Below are 16,008 nucleotides of genomic sequence, written 5' to 3' on the forward strand. Positions count from 1 at the left end.
CACGGTCACGTTGTCCCGGGTGATGCCCTCCTGGGCAGGGATCGGCAGCGTGACGATCTGCATGTTCACCTTGTGCAGCCGGTCCACGAACGGAACGATCACCGCCAGCCCCGGTTCGCGCACCTGGGGCCGGAGTCTGCCCAGGCGGAACACCACGCCCCGCTCGTACTGCCTGACCACCCGCGCGGCCGCCATCGCGTACACCGTTCCGGCGCACGCGAGGGACACTCCCGCCGCCACCAGCTCCTCGACCATCACGGCCCCCAGCAGAATCCGGCGCGGGCGCACCAGGACTGCTCAGGGTGTGTTCCGGGGGCGTCCCGGGTACGTCCTCATGGTTCTTTCGAAGGTAGCTCCGCCGCCGCACAAGGGCGAGCCCCCGCACACCAGTTGTGTGCGGGGGCTCCCTGCTGCAGGTCGGTCCGTGCGGACGGCCGGCAGGGGCGGCACGTCAGTAGACGTGGACCCCGTAGGCGCTCAGCGCCTCGGTGACCGGCTGGAAGAAGGTCGTACCGCCGGAGGTGCAGTCACCGCTGCCGCCGGAGGTCAGGCCGTAGGCGATGCCGCTGTTGGAGTAGAGCGGGCCGCCGGAGTCGCCGGGCTCGGCGCAGACCGTGGTCTGGATGAGGCCGTACACGATGTCGCCGCCGCCGTAGTTGACCGTCGCGTTGAGCGCGGTCACGCGGCCGCTGTGGATGCCGGTCGTGGAGCCGCGACGGTAGACGGTGGTGCCGACGGAGGGCGTGGCCGCACTGGTGATGTCCACACTGCCCACGGTGCCCGACTTGGTCACCGAGCTGTTGGTGTAGCGCACGATGCCGTAGTCGTTGCCGGGGAAGGAGGAGCCGGCGGTGGTGCCGAGCGTGGTCGAGTGCAACGAGTTCGACCACCAGGTGCCCGCGCCGTCGGTGCAGTGACCGGCGGTCAGGAAGTAGTAGTTGCCGCTGGAGTCCTGGACGTTGAAGCCCAGCGAGCAGCGCCAGCTACTCGCATAGATGGCGTCGCCGCCGGAGATCAGCTTGTTGAACCGGCCCGCAGTGTGCTTGATGGTCAGGGCACCCGCAATGGACCCGGCCTGCTTCTTGATCCTGTTGATCTGGGCCTGGGAGACCCGGCTGTCGGCCGTGACGACGACACGGTTGCTCTTGCTGTCGACCACCCAGGCGGTGCCCGGGACATCGGCCTTGAGCACGGAGTCGCTCGCCTTGGTGAGCTGAGCGGCACTGAAGGGCGTCGTGTCGGACGCGTTCGCGCTGGGGACCGCGAACGCGGCAGCGGCCACGAGACCGGAGGCGACGGCGATCAGCCGGGTCCGTCTCGCGATTCCGCTGCGCGGGGTGATGCGCTTGATCCTCACTTTTCGTTCCTCCACAAAGGAAGTCGGGGGCCCGCGTGGGGTCGGGGCCCGTGAGGCGCAGCCAGGGGGCAATGTGACCGGATTCCGGATACGCCGTGACCCTGACAAGCGCTGTGGGGGGAGTATTCGGCCGCACGGCTGGTAGGCGCAAGGGCGCCTTTCGGCCGTGCGACTGTGTGCGAACTAAGTGGACTGTGTGCGGTCAAGATGGTTTGACGCTCTGTCAACGGCGAGAAATCCCCGTCTCAGAGCAGCGTGCGCTCCCCCGCCGGTATGGCCAGGCTCAGGATGTTGCCGGGCTCCCCGTCGAGCCCGAGGCCGCGCTCACGTCCGTCCGCGTTCGGCACGCGCACGGTGCGGCTCTCCCGGTACGGGGTGAAGTGCCCCGGCGCCGACCGGCGCGGCTCGGGCACGACCGCGTGGCCATCGGCCGTCCAGACCCCGGGGACGTCCGGGATTTGACCGTCCGGATACTCCTCCAGCCAGTACCTGCCCGTCAGCGCGCGCGGCCCGTGGGGCGCCGGCACCGTCTCGGTGCGACCCACGTGCCACCGCTTCCACCGGTCGGATGCGTCCGTCATGTGATCAACCCTTCCATGCCGGGGCGGCCAGCCAAACCGAGGTGTGAGCGGATGCGGCAGGAGGACGAAGCGCGTCGGCGGCGTCCCGCCGTACGAGCTCGTTCAGATTCCCGGCCATCCTCCGAATCCCCCGCCAGGATGACGACCGGACGGCCGTGCGGCGAGCGTGTTCGCGCCTCCCCTCACGGCTCTCGAGGCCCCCTTCGCCGTCCGGAGACGGCTCGGTGATCAGCGAGTCCCGGGTTTCACCACCCGAACTGAAGAACCAGAGCCCGGCAGTGCCGCGGTGGGCGCAAGGAGCCCGTCACAGCCCGCAGTCGCAACACGAAAGGCACTCGCAGCACTCGCAGCACTGGCACGCCTCGCAACACGAGCAGTCGCAGTCACAGTCGCAGTCATGGCACCAGCTCTCGCGCTTCTTCCGCGACCACGGGCCCTCGAACTCGTCGGCGCAGCACAGCTTGCAGGTGCAGCACAGCCCGACGGCGGTCGCGCACCCGGCCCAGAAGCCGCGCCCGCCGGGCCGCGGGGGCTCGCCGCCGAAGGGATTGCCGCCCAGGGGATCGCCGTTGGGGTACGGGCCGTTGGCGTGGTGCGGGGCCGTCGGGCCGCCCGGGGCGTAAGGGCCCTGCGGCGGTCCGAAGGCCCCCTCGGGGGCGTGTCCGCAGGAGGTGCCGAAGGCTCGCTCCACCGAGCGCCCCAGTTCGTGCGCGAGCAACAGGTGTGCCAGGCGGCCGTCCGTGAACCTGACCTCCCGGAGGGCCAGGCGGATGCCGTGCACCGCGTCGTCGGCCAGTCGCCGCGCCTCCGCCAGGGACGTGCCGGTGGCCGTGAGCGGGTTCCAGGCACCTGACGCGGCGTCCGCCTCCCGGTCCTCCACGGCGTCCAGCAGGTGTGCCAGCCGCCCGAACAGGCGCCCGGCCTCGGCCAGCGGTTCGGCGTTGCCCGGCCGTCCGGCGAGGACCGCCGTGTGGGCGAAGGCGGCGGCGGTGGCGGTCTCGGTCGGCTCGGTGACCGAAAGGACCGGGCTTCCGGGCCCGGCCAGCGCCTCGAGGCCGAGCTGCCGCTCCACGGCATCGACGAGGACGGCGGTGTCGAATCCGACGTCGGCTCCGGTGCGGGCTCCCGCGCGCCCCCAACTCACGGCGACGCGGCGTGCGGCGAGCGCCACCGGGCGTCGGGCCAGCAACCCGTCCCCGTCGGCCGCGTGGTCGCGCACCTTGGCCGAGGCGAGCACCAGGGAGACGGCCGCCGCGAGCCGTGCGCCCTCACCCTGTGCGACGGACGCGGTGCGCATACCGCGCAACGGACAGGGCCCGGCCGTACGTCGCCGGCCGCCGTCCCTGCCGCCCTGATCAGGAAGCTGAGCCTCCGTCAGGACCGAGAGCAGAAGCGCGTCGTAGTTCGTCACGACACGCGCGAACTGCCCGTGGTCGCCGCGCAGCGCGAGGCACAGCCCGCACAAGTGGGCCATCCACTGGGCCCCGAGGCGTTCACCGAGCCGATGGCGACAGGGCCTCACTATTCCGAACACGAAGATCCCCCGTGGTGCGTACGACGTTGAGCTGCCGCATCGTAACGGCCCCTTCGTTCACCCGTACGCACCGCTCGTCACCCGGACGCCGGGAACAATCATATTTCACTCACAGTCAGCAGTCGCATGGGACACGGCCCTTGGGGCACACGGGCTCTCGACGGATTCGCTGTGCACCAGTACCGTCACAAACCCCCCGCGCGGCGTCTATCCACTTGGCGCGCCGTCCGCATCATGGATGACCATAGGGATGCGGAAAGCAAGAAGGACCGCTGTGAGAGGAGGCGTCCATGGGATCGGTACGCAAGGCGAGTGCGTGGCTCGGCCTCGTCGACGACAACGATGACGAGCGCTACTACGACGACGACTACTCCGAGGGCACCGAGCCCGCGGACGCCTGGGTCACGGACCCCCGGGTGAAGGTGGCGTCGGACACGGCCGAGGAGAAGGGCCGCCGGATCGGCACGGTGACCCCGGACAGTTTCCGGGACGCGCGTGCCATCGGTGAGCTGTTCCGGGAAGGTGTGCCCGTCATCGTGAACCTCACGGCGATGGAGGCGTCCGACGCCAAGCGCGTGGTCGACTTCGCGGCCGGGCTCGTCTTCGGGCTGCGCGGCTCCATCGACCGGGTGTCCAACCGGGTGTTCCTGCTGTCCCCCGCCGACACCGAGATCATCAGCGGGGAGGCGCAGGGGCACCGTTCGGACGGGTTCTTCAACCAGAGCTGAGGCGGGGCCGCGCACCGGCCCCGCCCGCCGCAGTTCCTTCGGCCCTCACCGGAAGGCGTCGAGACCGGTGAGCGCCTTGCCCAGCACCAGCTGGTGCATCTCGACGGTGCCCTCGTAGGTCAGCACCGACTCGAGGTTCGTGGCGTGCCGCATCACGGGGTACTCCAGGGAGATCCCGTTGGCGCCCAGAATGGTCCGTGCCGTACGGCAGATCTCGATCGCCTCTCGCACGTTGTTGAGCTTGCCGAAGCTGACCTGCTCGGGACGCAGCCGGCCGGCGTCCATGCGGCGCCCAAGGTGGTGGGCGAGCAGGATCCCCTTGTGCAGTTCGACCGCCATGTCGGCGAGCTTGGCCTGGGTGAGCTGGAAGCCGCCGATGGGCCTGCCGAACTGCTCGCGCGACTTCGCGTACTCGACGGCCGCCTCGAAGCAGGACCGGGCCGCACCCATGGCGCCCCAGACGATCCCGTAGCGGGCGTGGGACAGACAGCTGAGCGGTCCGCGCAGTCCGACGACCTCGGGCAGCACGGCCTCGGCGGGCAGCCGTACCTCGTCCATCACGAGTTCGCTGGTGACGCTGGCCCGCAGGGACCACTTGTGCTTGATCTCCGGGGCGGAGAAGCCGGGGGCGTCGGTCGGGACGACGAATCCCCGGATGCCGTCGTCGGTCTGCGCCCAGACGACGGCGACACCGGCGACGGAGCCGTTGGTGATCCACATCTTGCGGCCGCTCAGCACCCAGTCGGAGCCGTCCCGCTTGGCGTAGGTGCGCATGGCGGCGGGGTCGGAGCCGTGGTCGGGCTCGGTGAGGCCGAAGCAGCCGATCACCTCACCGGCGGCCATGCGAGGCAGCCACCGCTGTTTCTGCGCCTCACTGCCGAACCGGTGGATGGCGTACATGGCGAGGGAGCCCTGCACGGAGACCAGGGACCGGATTCCGGAGTCGGCGGCCTCCAGTTCCAGGCAGGCGAGCCCGTACTGGACGGCGGTGGCGCCGGCGCAGCCGTATCCGGTGAGGGACATGCCGAGCGCGCCGAGCGTCCCGAGTTCGCGGGCGAGCTCGCGGATGGCGGGCAGTTCACCGTTCTCGTACCACTCGGCGATGTGCGGGAGGACGCGGTCGGTGGCCCAGTTCCGTACGGTGTCGCGGATGGCCAGGTCTTCCGGGTCCAGCAGGTCGTCGAGCCCGAGCGGGTCCGCGGGGTCGAATGGCGGCAGCTTCGTGGACGCGGACATGGGGCACCCTCCGGGAAACTGAAAACTAGCACCGCTAGTCACGCGGCTCCGGCCCGACGTTACGACGCGGTGTCCCGCGCGTCCAGCCCGTCTCCGTGCCCCCCTGCCGAACGGCTCTCACCGGTGGTGCGTGGCTGGGCGGGCACAGCGCATTACGCCGAGACGCGGGGCCTTTCGACCTCCCGCTGAGCAGGCAGCCCCACGGCCGCCTCCTCACAGTGCATCACCCGCGGCAGCCGCAGGGCCATCACCGCCCCCAGCAGCAACAGCCCCGCACTCACCAGCAACGTCACATGCAGCCCGTGCACGAACGAGTCCTGAGCCGCTCGCCGCAGGGCGACACCGGCGGACCCGCCGAGCTGCGCGGCCACCCCGTAGGCCTCCCCCAGCGAGTGGGACGCGGCCCCGGAGGCCGCCGCCGGCACCCCCGGCACCTGGGCCAGCCCGGGCGCGTACGCCGCGTTCATCACGCTGCCCAGCAGCGCGATCCCGATGCCCGCGCCGAGTTGGTACGAGGTCTCCCCGATCGCCGCGGCACCGCCCGCCTGCGCCGGTGGTGCCTCGCTGAGCATGGACTCGTAGGCGCCGAACAGTGTGGTCTCCAGACCGAAGCCCAGCAGCACGAAACCGGACAGCAGCAGCCTGGTGTCGGCCTCCCCGCCCATCGCGGTCAGCACGACCACCGCGGCCGCCGTCAGGCAGAACCCGAAGCACACCATCCGGCGCGGCCCGAACCGCCGCAGCATCCGCGCCCCGGCCAGCCCCGCCGCCATCGCCGCGAACGTCAGCGGCAGCAGCCGCAGACCGGTCTGCAGGGGAGACAGCCCCAGCACCAGCTGCAGGTACTGCGCCGCGATCAGCTCAAGACCGACCAGCGCCAGCATGGCCAGCACGATGCACCCGACGGACGTGCTGAACGCCGGCCGCGCGAACATCCGGAGGTCGACCAGCGGATGCCGGCGGCGTCCCTGCCTGCGGACGAAGAAGAACAGCAGCGCCGCGCCCAGCACCAGCGGCACCAGGGTGAACACGCCCAGCGGGTCCTCTCCGGCGCCGAGCCGCTTCACGCCCAGCACCGACGAGAACAGCCCGGCCGCCGCCATGAGCGCGCCGACCACGTCCCAGGGGCCGTTGCGCCCGCCCGTCGACTCGGGCAGCAGCAGCCGGCCCACCGGCAGGCTGACCAACATCAGCGGGATGTTGACCAGGAAGACCGAGCCCCACCAGAAGTGCTCCAGGAGGAAGCCGCCGAGCAGCGGCCCGACGGCCGCGCCCACCGCGGCCACCGCGCTCCAGATCCCGATCGCCAGCGCCCGCTCGCGCCGGTCCGGGAAGACCTGCCGCAGGATGGACAGCGTCGCCGGCATGATCATGGCGCCGCCGACGCCGAGCAGCGCCCGCGCGAGGATCAGCATCTGCGGGTTGTGGGCGAAGGCCGCCACGGCCGAGGCGACGCCGAACAGGGCGTAGCCGAGCAGCAGGATCCGCCTGCGGCCCACCCGGTCGCCGAGTGTGCCGAACAGGATCAGCAGCGAGGCGCAGACCAGCGGGTAGGTGTCGACGATCCAGAGCAGTTCGATGGCGCCGGGCTTGAGGTCCTCGGTGACGGCGGGCACCGCGACGTGCAGTACGGTCGCGTCCACGGCGACCAGCAGCAGGCTGACGCAGAGGACCACGAGGACGACCCACCGGTTGGCACCGGCCCCGGCCGCCCGACGGCGCAGCGCGGTGGCGGCCGTCGTCGTCCCGGACATGTACGTACCTCCCAGATGAACCCTCGTGTTCGGCGGGCCCGCGGGGTGGGGACTCCCCGCGGCTCGGCCGGAGAGGAGCGGTGGTCTCCGGCCCGCGCAACGACATACGAGTGACTCGCCAGCGTACGCGAGTCCGCTCCGGTATCACGTGGTGCAGCTCTCAGACTCCGCGCCGAACCCGTGTGGCGTACGCCACTCCCCCCTCGGTTTGTCCCGGTCTCGGCTCCGCTCGAGCGGGGGACGCTTCGCCTTGAGCGGTGGACACCCGTCGCCCCGGCGGAGCCTCCGGTTCCCCGGGCGGCCGATAATCGAGCCCGTGACCGATCTTGACACCCACGTGGCAGCGGCCCGCCCCGGGGCCCCGCGCCGGGCCGCCCCGGCGCTCCTCGGGTACGCGGCCGTCCGCGCCCTGGGCCTGATCGTCCTGGCCGCGTGGAGTGCCGCGCGCGGGAAGAGCGCGTACACCCTGCTGACCGCGCGCTGGGACTCGCTCTGGTACGCCCGGGTCGCCGGACCCGGATACGGCTACGAGGTGCGCCTGCCCAACGGGGACGTGCACTCCGACCTCGCCTTCTTCCCGCTGCTGCCCTGGCTGGAGCGGCTGTTGGCAGCTGTCGTCCCGCTGTCGTACGCCGACGCCGGTTTCGTGGTCGCCCTGCTCGCCTCCCTCGCCGCGGCCTGGGGGATCTTCGCGGTCGCGGATCATCTGTACGGCGGCCGGGCCGGCATCTGCGCGGTGCTGCTGTGGGCGGTGCTGCCGGTCGGGATCGTGCAGTCGATGGCGTACAGCGAGTCGCTGTTCACGGCGCTCGCCGCCTGGTCGCTCTACGCGGTCCTGACCGACCGCTGGGTGACCGCCGGCACCCTGGCGCTGCTGGCGGGGCTGACCCGGCCGGTGGGCCTCGCCGTCGTCGCGGCGGTGTGGGCGGCGGCCATCGCCTCGTTCGTGCGAAGCCGGAGCGCGACGCCTGCGGACGGCGCGCCCGCCGCCGCGCACGCCCCCACGGCGGATGTCCGCCGTGCCCTCGGCATGCTGCTCGCCCCCCTCGGCGCCGCCGGGTACGTCCTGTGGGTGGGGCACCGCACCGGCCGGGGCCCGCTCGGCTATCTCGACGTCCAGGCGGGCTGGCGCAACGGCTTCGACGGCGGATACGCCTTCGCCCGCTTCGTGGCCGGCAAGTTCACGTCGTTTCCGTCGGCCCTGGCGGGGCTCGGGCTGATCATCGGTGTGGCCCTGGTCATCCGGCTGTACGTCACCGGCGTACGGCAGCGCCAGCCGCTTCCCCTGCTGGTGTACTCGGGCCTGGTCACCGCGCTCGCCCTGTGCGCCTCGAGCTACTTCGGCTCGAAACCGCGCCTGCTGTTGCCCGCCTTCCCGCTGCTGCTGCCCCTCGCTCTGGCCCTGGCCAGGCTGCGTACGTCCGGATCGGCGCTGGTCCTGGGCGGTGCGGCGGTGGCCGGCGCGGTCTACGGGGCGTTCTGGCTGAACGGCTCCGGGCCACCGTGACCGGTTCCCTCCCCGACGAGCACGTGGGAAATTCCATCCGATCGTTCGGTTACCGAATTCATAAGCGGCTCAAAACGAACTCTTGAAATGATCAAAAGAAATGACACCAGCGGGGCGCGGCGCATTGCGGAATCCGTCGAATTAAAGACCCGGCTGAGAGCAATCCCACATCACATCGTCATCACAAACCACGTGATTCGTCAGGGAACTGAGCTCACTCGCTGTAACGTCGATTAGGTGCGTACCGAACGAACCCTCACCCGCCTGGACCGGGTGTTCGCCAGGCTGGACCGTGAGCCGCAACGGCCGGCGCACATCGACGTGCCGCGGATGAGCCGGCACCGGGTCGTGCTGTTCTCGGCGACCCTGGCCTTCTACCTGTCCATCGTCTGGGCCGTGGTGACCACCTCCTGGCTGGTCCGGCTCGACTGGCAGGTCATGTTCTTCCGCCCGTACCAGCAGTGGCCGCAGATCCACGCGTTCCTCGACTACTACGTCGTGCTGGGCCAGCGCGGCCCCACCGCCGTGATGGTCGCCGCGTGGCTGGGCTGGCGCTCGTGGCGGCAGCACACGCTGCGCCCGCTGCTCACCCTGGCCGCGTCACTGCTGCTGCTGAACATCACGGTCGGCGCCGCGAAGCTCGGCATGGGACGTCTCGGACCGCACTACGCGACCGTCATCGGCGCCAACGAGATGGGCCTGGGCGGCGATATATTCCCCAGCGGCCACACCGCCAACGCCGTGGTGACCTGGGGGATCCTGGCCTATCTGGCCTCCACCCCACGAGCGCGGCGCTGGCTTTCGGCGCTGTCCGCGGTGACCTCGCTCGGCGTCGGCCTCACCACCGTCTACCTGGGTACGCACTGGCTGAGCGACGTGCTGCTGGGCTGGGCCGCGGGGCTGCTGATCCTGCTGGCGCTGCCGTGGTTCGAGTCGCTGATCGCCAGGGCCGAGGTCGCCCTCTTCGACCTGCGCGACCGCCGGCGCGCCCGCCGCGGCCGCACCGCGCCGGTCCCCGTGCCCGTCGGTGCGCCGGCGGTGCTCAAGCCGCGCCCCGCCTCGGAGGAGGCCCCGGCGGCCCGCGAGACGGTCGGCGCGGGCCGGTCGCCCCGGGCGCCGGTCTACCTCGCACCGGGCCCGCACACGGCCCGTTCGGAGCGCACTCCGGTCACCCCGGTCGGCAGCCGTCGGCCACCGCACTCGGACCGCACCCCGCGCGGCACGACCTCGGCGGCCCGCTCCTGACCGGCAGCGGGCCGTAGGCAAGCCGGTTGCAGGCGAGCCTGTCTCGGGGCGGCCGACAACGGACGGCGGAGCCGGTACGCACCCCCACTCCGCATGGTGAAGGCCCCGGTTCCTGGTCCAGGAACCGGGGCCTTCACCATGCGGGCGGCGCCTCACCCCTTCCAGGCGCGTGCCACCCGGCCGTCCCTGACCTCGAAGTTCAGCCGTCCGGCCCGGTACTCCATGGTGATGATCGCGCCCGGCGGCAGCGACCGCACCGTCGACCAGCCCCGCTCGTGTGCGAGCCGTTCGGCCCGCTCGGCCGCGAGGCCGACGTACCCGTCGGGACTGTCCTGGGGCTCCGCTGGCGGAGTCGGAATCGGTGCCATGCCGCCACGCTAGGCCCTGGCCTGCCGACCGGGGAAGCCCGCCGGGCACCGGCAGTCACGCCGACCCCTCCTGTCACACTTCTGTCACAGCCTCGCCCCCGCGTACCGGTCGATCTCCGTCACACGTACGGGCGGTTCCGTCCCTCTTCCGCAGGCATTCGAACGTAATTCCCGCGTGTCGGGGCGGTGCCCGGAAAAGCACGGCGGAAAGTGCCCGGGAGAAGCTGTCCGGGACCGTCCGGGCCTCATTCCATTAACGAATCCGCACGGGGTCGCGCCGGCTGACACGGCATAGACATTTCACTGTTCCACCACAGGACCCCCGACGCCCACTGTCGGAGCACGCGACAGCGTGCGCATGATGGTGAGTCCGCGGACCGTGTGACGCGGACCGCGGCGGACCCGGGCGCGACGAGCGAAGGGGCGAGCGAGCGATGGGGACCCAGACCGTACCGGCGGCGGTGCGAGCCGTACGGGGCAGGCGGCCCGGCCGCCTGGTCGTCGACTGGCTGACCACCACCGACCACAAGAAGATCGGCCACCTCTACCTGATCACGTCGTTCGGCTTCTTCCTGGCCGGCGGGATCATGGCGCTGCTGATGCGGGCCGAACTCGCCCGGCCCGGGCTGCAGCTCATGACCAACAACCAGTTCAACCAGCTGTTCACCCTGCACGGCACGATCATGCTGCTGCTGTTCGCGACGCCGAGCTTCGCCGGCTTCGCCAACGAGCTGATGCCGCTGCAGATCGGCGCCCCGGACGTTGCCTTCCCCCGGCTGAACATGCTGTCGTACTGGCTGTTCCTGTTCGGTGGCCTGATCGTGCTCGGCTCCCTGGTGGTGACCGGTGGGCCCGCAGCCTTCGGCTGGTTCGCCTACGCGCCGCTCAACGACTCGGTGCACTCCCCCGGTCTCGGCCCCGACCTGTGGATCATGGGGCTGGCCCTGGCCGGGTTCGGGACGATCCTCGGCGCGGTCAACTTCATCACCACCATCGTCGGGATGCGCGCCCCGGGCATGACGATGTTCCGGATGCCGATCTTCACCTGGAACACGCTGTTCACGTCGATCCTGATCCTGATGGCGTTCCCGGTGCTGGCGGCCGCGCTGCTGGTGCTGGAGGCGGACCGGCGCTTGGGCGCGCAGGTCTTCGAGGCGGCCAACGGCGGTGCGTTGCTGTGGCAGCACCTGTTCTGGTTCTTCGGCCATCCCGAGGTATACATCATCGCGCTGCCGTTCTTCGGGATCATCACGGAGATCATTCCCGCGTTCGCCAGAAAGCCGATCTTCGGCTATCTGACGCTGGTCGGCGCGACGATGGCGATCACCGGACTGTCGGTGGTGGTGTGGGCGCACCACATGTTCGCCACCGGCTCGGTGCTGCTGCCGTTCTTCTCCTTCATGAGCTTCCTCATCGCGGTCCCGACCGGCGTGAAGTTCTTCAACTGGACCGGCACGATGCTCAAGGGCTCGCTGTCCTTCGAGACGCCGATGCTGTGGTCGACGGGCTTCCTGGTGTCCTTCCTGTTCGGTGGCCTGACCGGGGTGATCCTGGCGTCGCCGCCGATGGACTTCCACGTCACGGACTCGTACTTCGTGGTGGCGCACTTCCACTACGTCGTCTTCGGCACCGTGGTCTTCGCGACCTTCGCCGGCTTCTACTTCTGGTGGCCGAAGTTCACCGGCAAGATGCTCGACGAGCGCCTCGGCAAGATCCACTTCTGGACGCTGTTCGTGGGCTTCCACACCACCTTCCTGGTGCAGCACTGGCTGGGCGCCGAGGGCATGCCCCGCCGGTACGCCGACTATCTCGCCACGGACGGCTTCACCGCCCTCAACACCGTCTCGTCGATCGGCGCGTTCCTGCTCGGTCTGTCGACGCTGCCGTTCCTGTACAACGTGTGGAAGACCGCCAGGTACGCCCCGAAGGTCGACGTCGACGACCCCTGGGGCTACGGCCGGTCCCTGGAGTGGGCGACCTCGTGCCCGCCGCCCCGGCACAACTTCGTCACGCTGCCCCGGATCCGCTCGGAGTCCCCGGCGTTCGACCTGCACCACCCGGAATACGCCGAGCAGGTTCCTCAGCCCGAGCCAAAGCGGCATCAAGCCGGTCACGAGCCCACCTGATCGCCTCGGTCAGCTCGGCGGGCTCCAGCACCTCGAACTCGAAGCCCATCATCATCACGTGCACGACCATCAGGTCCAGGCTCGGGGCGCCCGTGCGCAGGATGCAGGCGTCCGGCCCATCGGCCTCCAGCGTCCCGGCCGAGGGCGAGACCCGCTGGGTGGCCTCGGCCAGCGGCACCAGCAGCCGGACGGCGGCGTGCGAGGCGTACGCGCGCGTGGACACACCCTGCGACACGAACGCGGCCAGGTCGTCGGCGGGCGGGGTGCGCGGCGTGAAGCGCGGTCCGTGGGGCGGCTTCGGGGTGATGCGGTCGACGCGGAATGTACGCCAGTCGTCGCGGTCGAGGTCCCAGGCGACCAGGTACCAGCGGCGCTCGGTGCACACCAGGCGGTGCGGTTCGACGCTGCGGCGGGTGGTGGCGCCGTCGTGGCCGCGGTACTCGAAGCGCAGCCGCTCGGTGTCCCGGCACAGGTGGGCGAGCTCCACCAGGACGGCCGGGTCGACGGCGGAGGGCTGCGGCCCGCGCAGCATCGGCACGGTGAAGGCGTTCAGGGCGCTCACCCGGCGGCGCAGCCGGCCGGGCAGCACCTGCTCCAGCTTCGCCAGGGCCCGTACGGAGCTCTCGCCGATGCCCTCGATGCCCTGCCCGGCGGCGGTGCGCAGCCCGACGGCGACGGCGACCGCCTCGTCGTCGTCCAGGAGCAGCGGGGGAAGCTCGGCGCCCGCGCCCAGCTGGTAGCCGCCGCCGGTGCCGGGGCTGGCGTTGACCGGGTAGCCGAGCTCACGCAGTCGGTCCACGTCCCGGCGCACCGTGCGCGGGGTGACACCGAGCCGGTCGGCCAGCTCGGCGCCGGACCACTCGCGGTGGGCCTGGAGCAGTGAGAGCAGGCGCAGCAGTCGTGCCGAGGTCTCCAGCATGGGTCCGAGTCTGCCAGGCATTGCGGACAGGTGGTGTCCGCGACCGGTTCGGGAGCCCGGCATCGCTTGCCCGGCCTTCAGGGCGTGCGGGGCGGCTTCAAGGGCATGCATGGCGGCGTCAGGGCATGTGCGGGGGCGGTCAGGGCATGTGCGGGGGCGTCAGGGCGTGTACGGCAGCTGCGGCACGTCGAAGCAGGTGCTGTTCATGTCCCCCTGGGACACCCAGCCCCTGGCGTCCTGCCACCGGGCAACCGACAGACACGCCCTGCGGGTCTTCGGCGGCGCCGGCAGCCGCTCGAACTCCACCGGGAGCAGCAGGCCGTCGGCGGTGTAGTTCCGGCTGCGGTTCATGAAGCCGTCCACGCACGGGCGCGTGATGCCCGTACTCGCGCACGACCTCGCCGCGTCGGTGAACCACAGGGCGGCCGCCCAGCCCTCGAGCTGCCACTGGGAGTGCGTGCCGAGCCCGGCGGTGGCGTCCCGGAACTCCCGTACCGCCGTGTCGGACGTGTCCTCGTAGTTGCGGCTCGCTCCGGTCGCCCACAGGGCGTTGCGGCAGTTCGGGGAGTCCTTGTAGTCGTCGCGGACGGTGGAGGTCCAGTTCTGCACGTTGGTGACCTTGGCGGTGATCGTGGCGCCGACCTCGTCCAGTGCCGTGCACAACTGGGCGTTGCCGTGGGTGTCGAGGGCGTCGAAGACCAGGTCGGCGCCCTGCTGCTTCAAGTCGGCCGCTGCCGCACGGAAGTTGGGCAGCGCGAAGTCGACCTGTTCGGTCACGACCTTGTAGCCCTCGGTCTTCAGGCCGCGCTCGACGAGCCGGGCGTAGGCGGCGGAAGCGGCCTGGTTGTACGACACGACCGCGGCCGTACGGGCGCCGAGCTCGCGCTTGAAGTAGCGGTAGACCTCCGTCCCGCCGTACAGGGTGCCGCCCCATCCCGGTGTGCCGTCGCGTGGTGCGAGGCTGCCGTAGATGCCGTACAGGTGCGGCCAGGTGTCGTAGGCGGCCCCGATGGGCTGGCCGCCGATGTCGGGCACGCGCGCGTGGGACACGCGCGAGGCGCCCGAGTAGTCGAGGGCGGTGGTGGCCACCAGGGCGACGACCTTGTCGTCGTCGACGAGTTTGTGCACGCACTCGTTGTTGCCCACGCCGCTGCCGCCGTCGTCACACAGGTGCACCTCGACCCGGCGGCCGTCGACGCCCCCGCGCGTGTTGAGACGGTCGAAGTACGCCCGGGCACCGTCCCTGGGGCCGGTGAAGGTGTTGCCGCCGACGGGGCTCGTGGCGCTGGTGATGATGCCCACCGGGATCGGCGCGCCGCCCGTCTGCGCGGACACGGGCGTGCGGGTGCCGGGCCCGAAGTCGCGCTCCGGCAGCCGGCTGCCGCAGGCCGTGCCCGTGAGGAGCAGCAGCACCGCGGCAGCGGTCTCAGCAGCCCGGCAGAGCCGACGCGGAGGCATTGCCGCTCAGCTGGACCAGGGCGCACAGGGTCTTGTCGGAGACCTTCCACGTGCCGTTCTGTGCCACGGCCGTCCCCTTGGCGTCGGGCAGGGCGGTGGCGCCCTTCAGCGTCAGGGTGTAGGTCACGTCGGCGTCGGTCGGCGAGCTGAACTCGACCTTGGTGACGTGGGCTTGCACCTGCCCGCCGCGCTGGTCGCCGCCGAAGGCGCGCAGCACCGGGGCCATCGCGTCGCCGTTCTCCAGGACGGCCTGTTTGTCCTTGGTGGAGATGGCCGGGTCGAAGAACCTCTGCCAGTTCCGCTTGATCTCGTTCGTGGCCGCCGCGGGATCGGCGGGTCCGGTCGCGGCCGGGCTCGCCGGCACGGTCGTCGTCCGCTCCACGGTGGGAGTCGGGGGTGTGCTGTCGCTGCCGCCGCCGCTCTTGTCGCTGCAGCCCGTGAGGGCCGGGACGAGGACGACGGCCAGGGTGGCCGCCAGTGCCGTGCGTCGAACCGCCGCCGGGCCATTGCCCCGTCGTGCGGGGTCCCGCCTGCGGTCGCTCCCGAGAACCATGTGGCTCACCACCGGGTGTCCGTCCGGGCCCTGCGTGCCCGGAGCTTTCAGGGTCGGCTTCCAGAAGGCATAGTGCAAGCCATCGGCGTACTTGGACAGAGTCAGGCAGAGCCGGCCGCACACAGCCGGACACACGACGTTCGGGAGCCAGCGATGCGGACAGCCCGACTGCGGACCGTGCACCCCGTCCTCTGGGCCGGCTGGGCCGCGCTCGCCACCGGCGCCGTGCTGTGCGTCATCGGCTGGTACGGCATCTCCGGCGAACGGTACGCCGAGCGTCAACTCCCCTACCTGGCCTCGTGCACGCTCCCGGGTGCCGCGCTGATCGTCGCCGGGTCGGTGCTGCTCACGCACGGACGCAACGCGCTCGCCGCGGCGCGGGTCGAGGAGTTGTACGGCCTGCTCGTGGCCGCCGGTCCCGCGGACACCGGCGAGCCGAGGCGGGCGCCGATCGCGCCCATCGCGGTCAGCGGGGAGCTGTCGATGGTGCCGGACGGCACGCTGTACCACCGCGCGGACTGTCCGCTGGTCGCGGGCAAGCCGGACGCGGTGGCGGTGGACGGCCGGCTCCTGGCGGGCGGTGAGCTCGGCCCGTGCCCGATCTGCGAGCCGGACGGCACCGACACGTTCCCGGCCGGCTGA

General features: G+C 71.2%; 15 protein-coding genes. 5 read left to right on the forward strand and 10 right to left on the reverse strand.

The genetic code is table 11. From position 1 onward, the window contains the following. The 4 genes from AB0A61_RS33810 to AB0A61_RS33825 all read right to left on the reverse strand — a co-directional run. Positions 1–255 (reverse strand): SPFH domain-containing protein (locus AB0A61_RS33810; protein WP_361301196.1); only part of this gene is annotated, 255 nt, incomplete at its 3' end. Between the two features lie 196 nt (positions 256–451). Further along, complete coding sequence (locus AB0A61_RS33815; protein ID WP_361301042.1) at positions 452–1,357, reverse strand: S1 family peptidase; 906 nt, start codon at positions 1,355–1,357, stop codon at positions 452–454. A gap of 245 nt (positions 1,358–1,602) precedes the next feature. Beyond that, complete coding sequence (locus AB0A61_RS33820; protein ID WP_361301045.1) at positions 1,603–1,938, reverse strand: hypothetical protein; 336 nt, start codon at positions 1,936–1,938, stop codon at positions 1,603–1,605. Between the two features lie 304 nt (positions 1,939–2,242). Further along, positions 2,243–3,472 carry a DUF5685 family protein gene (locus AB0A61_RS33825; RefSeq protein WP_361301048.1) on the reverse strand — a complete coding sequence of 410 codons (1,230 nt, stop codon included), beginning with the start codon at positions 3,470–3,472 and terminating at the stop codon, positions 2,243–2,245. Positions 3,473–3,762: 290 nt separating this feature from the next. On the opposite strand from AB0A61_RS33825, the gene AB0A61_RS33830 reads away from it, so the two are divergent. Then, positions 3,763–4,200, forward strand: a complete 438-nt coding sequence (locus AB0A61_RS33830) for a cell division protein SepF (RefSeq protein WP_361301051.1) — start codon at positions 3,763–3,765, stop codon at positions 4,198–4,200. 45 nt (positions 4,201–4,245) lie between these two features. On the opposite strand, the gene AB0A61_RS33835 is transcribed toward AB0A61_RS33830, so the two are convergent. Beyond that, positions 4,246–5,436, reverse strand: coding sequence for an acyl-CoA dehydrogenase family protein (locus tag AB0A61_RS33835; RefSeq protein WP_361301054.1), 1,191 nt, complete (start codon positions 5,434–5,436; stop codon positions 4,246–4,248). A gap of 152 nt (positions 5,437–5,588) precedes the next feature. Further along, positions 5,589–7,190, reverse strand: coding sequence for an MFS transporter (locus AB0A61_RS33840; protein WP_361301057.1), 1,602 nt, complete (start codon positions 7,188–7,190; stop codon positions 5,589–5,591). Positions 7,191–7,506: 316 nt separating this feature from the next. Between AB0A61_RS33840 and AB0A61_RS33845 the strand changes: the two genes are divergently transcribed. Together AB0A61_RS33845 and AB0A61_RS33850 are read left to right on the forward strand one after the other, a co-directional pair. After that, positions 7,507–8,697 carry a hypothetical protein gene (locus AB0A61_RS33845; protein WP_361301060.1) on the forward strand — a complete coding sequence of 397 codons (1,191 nt, stop codon included), beginning with the start codon at positions 7,507–7,509 and terminating at the stop codon, positions 8,695–8,697. A gap of 237 nt (positions 8,698–8,934) precedes the next feature. Further along, positions 8,935–9,942: a phosphatase PAP2 family protein gene (locus tag AB0A61_RS33850; protein ID WP_361301063.1), complete on the forward strand. Its 1,008-nt coding sequence runs from the start codon at positions 8,935–8,937 to the stop codon at positions 9,940–9,942. A 152-nt stretch (positions 9,943–10,094) separates the two neighbouring features. Here AB0A61_RS33850 and AB0A61_RS33855 read toward each other — a convergent pair whose 3' ends face one another. After that, positions 10,095–10,310 carry an I78 family peptidase inhibitor gene (locus tag AB0A61_RS33855; RefSeq protein WP_361301066.1) on the reverse strand — a complete coding sequence of 72 codons (216 nt, stop codon included), beginning with the start codon at positions 10,308–10,310 and terminating at the stop codon, positions 10,095–10,097. 434 nt (positions 10,311–10,744) lie between these two features. Between AB0A61_RS33855 and ctaD the strand changes: the two genes are divergently transcribed. Beyond that, positions 10,745–12,436: a cytochrome c oxidase subunit I gene (ctaD, locus tag AB0A61_RS33860; protein WP_361301069.1), complete on the forward strand. Its 1,692-nt coding sequence runs from the start codon at positions 10,745–10,747 to the stop codon at positions 12,434–12,436. Here ctaD and AB0A61_RS33865 read toward each other — a convergent pair. The 3 genes from AB0A61_RS33865 to AB0A61_RS33875 form a co-directional block, all read right to left on the reverse strand. Continuing rightward, complete coding sequence (locus AB0A61_RS33865; protein WP_361301072.1) at positions 12,318–13,355, reverse strand: YafY family protein; 1,038 nt, start codon at positions 13,353–13,355, stop codon at positions 12,318–12,320. The two genes, ctaD and AB0A61_RS33865, sit on opposite strands and share 119 nt — an antisense overlap. A 159-nt stretch (positions 13,356–13,514) precedes the next feature. Beyond that, complete coding sequence (locus tag AB0A61_RS33870) at positions 13,515–14,813, reverse strand: ABC transporter substrate-binding protein (RefSeq protein WP_361301075.1); 1,299 nt, start codon at positions 14,811–14,813, stop codon at positions 13,515–13,517. Further along, on the reverse strand, positions 14,782–15,366 hold the full coding sequence (locus AB0A61_RS33875; protein WP_361301078.1) for a hypothetical protein: 585 nt from the start codon (positions 15,364–15,366) through the stop codon (positions 14,782–14,784). The genes AB0A61_RS33870 and AB0A61_RS33875 overlap by 32 nt, the downstream gene beginning before the upstream one ends. Positions 15,367–15,519: 153 nt before the next feature. On the opposite strand from AB0A61_RS33875, the gene AB0A61_RS33880 reads away from it, so the two are divergent. Further along, a complete protein-coding gene (locus AB0A61_RS33880; RefSeq protein ID WP_361301081.1) occupies positions 15,520–16,008 on the forward strand; it encodes a hypothetical protein in 489 nt (162 codons plus the stop codon).

This window comes from Streptomyces sp. NPDC046197 (genome assembly GCF_040646295.1).
Lineage (GTDB): Bacteria > Actinomycetota > Actinomycetes > Streptomycetales > Streptomycetaceae > Streptomyces.

What these genes read in the sequence shown, in the direction of transcription:
- AB0A61_RS33820 (WP_361301045.1), bottom strand. Translation starts at nt 1,938, where the DNA reads ATGACGGACGCATCCGACCGGTGGAAGCGGTGGCACGTGGGTCGCACC.
- AB0A61_RS33830 (WP_361301051.1), top strand. Translation starts at nt 3,763, where the DNA reads ATGGGATCGGTACGCAAGGCGAGTGCGTGGCTCGGCCTCGTCGACGAC.
- AB0A61_RS33835 (WP_361301054.1), bottom strand. Translation starts at nt 5,436, where the DNA reads ATGTCCGCGTCCACGAAGCTGCCGCCATTCGACCCCGCGGACCCGCTC.
- AB0A61_RS33840 (WP_361301057.1), bottom strand. Translation starts at nt 7,190, where the DNA reads ATGTCCGGGACGACGACGGCCGCCACCGCGCTGCGCCGTCGGGCGGCC.
- AB0A61_RS33855 (WP_361301066.1), bottom strand. Translation starts at nt 10,310, where the DNA reads ATGGCACCGATTCCGACTCCGCCAGCGGAGCCCCAGGACAGTCCCGAC.
- ctaD (WP_361301069.1), top strand. Translation starts at nt 10,745, where the DNA reads ATGGGGACCCAGACCGTACCGGCGGCGGTGCGAGCCGTACGGGGCAGG.
- AB0A61_RS33865 (WP_361301072.1), bottom strand. Translation starts at nt 13,355, where the DNA reads ATGCTGGAGACCTCGGCACGACTGCTGCGCCTGCTCTCACTGCTCCAG.
- AB0A61_RS33870 (WP_361301075.1), bottom strand. Translation starts at nt 14,813, where the DNA reads ATGCCTCCGCGTCGGCTCTGCCGGGCTGCTGAGACCGCTGCCGCGGTG.
- AB0A61_RS33875 (WP_361301078.1), bottom strand. Translation starts at nt 15,366, where the DNA reads ATGGTTCTCGGGAGCGACCGCAGGCGGGACCCCGCACGACGGGGCAAT.
- AB0A61_RS33880 (WP_361301081.1), top strand. Translation starts at nt 15,520, where the DNA reads ATGCGGACAGCCCGACTGCGGACCGTGCACCCCGTCCTCTGGGCCGGC.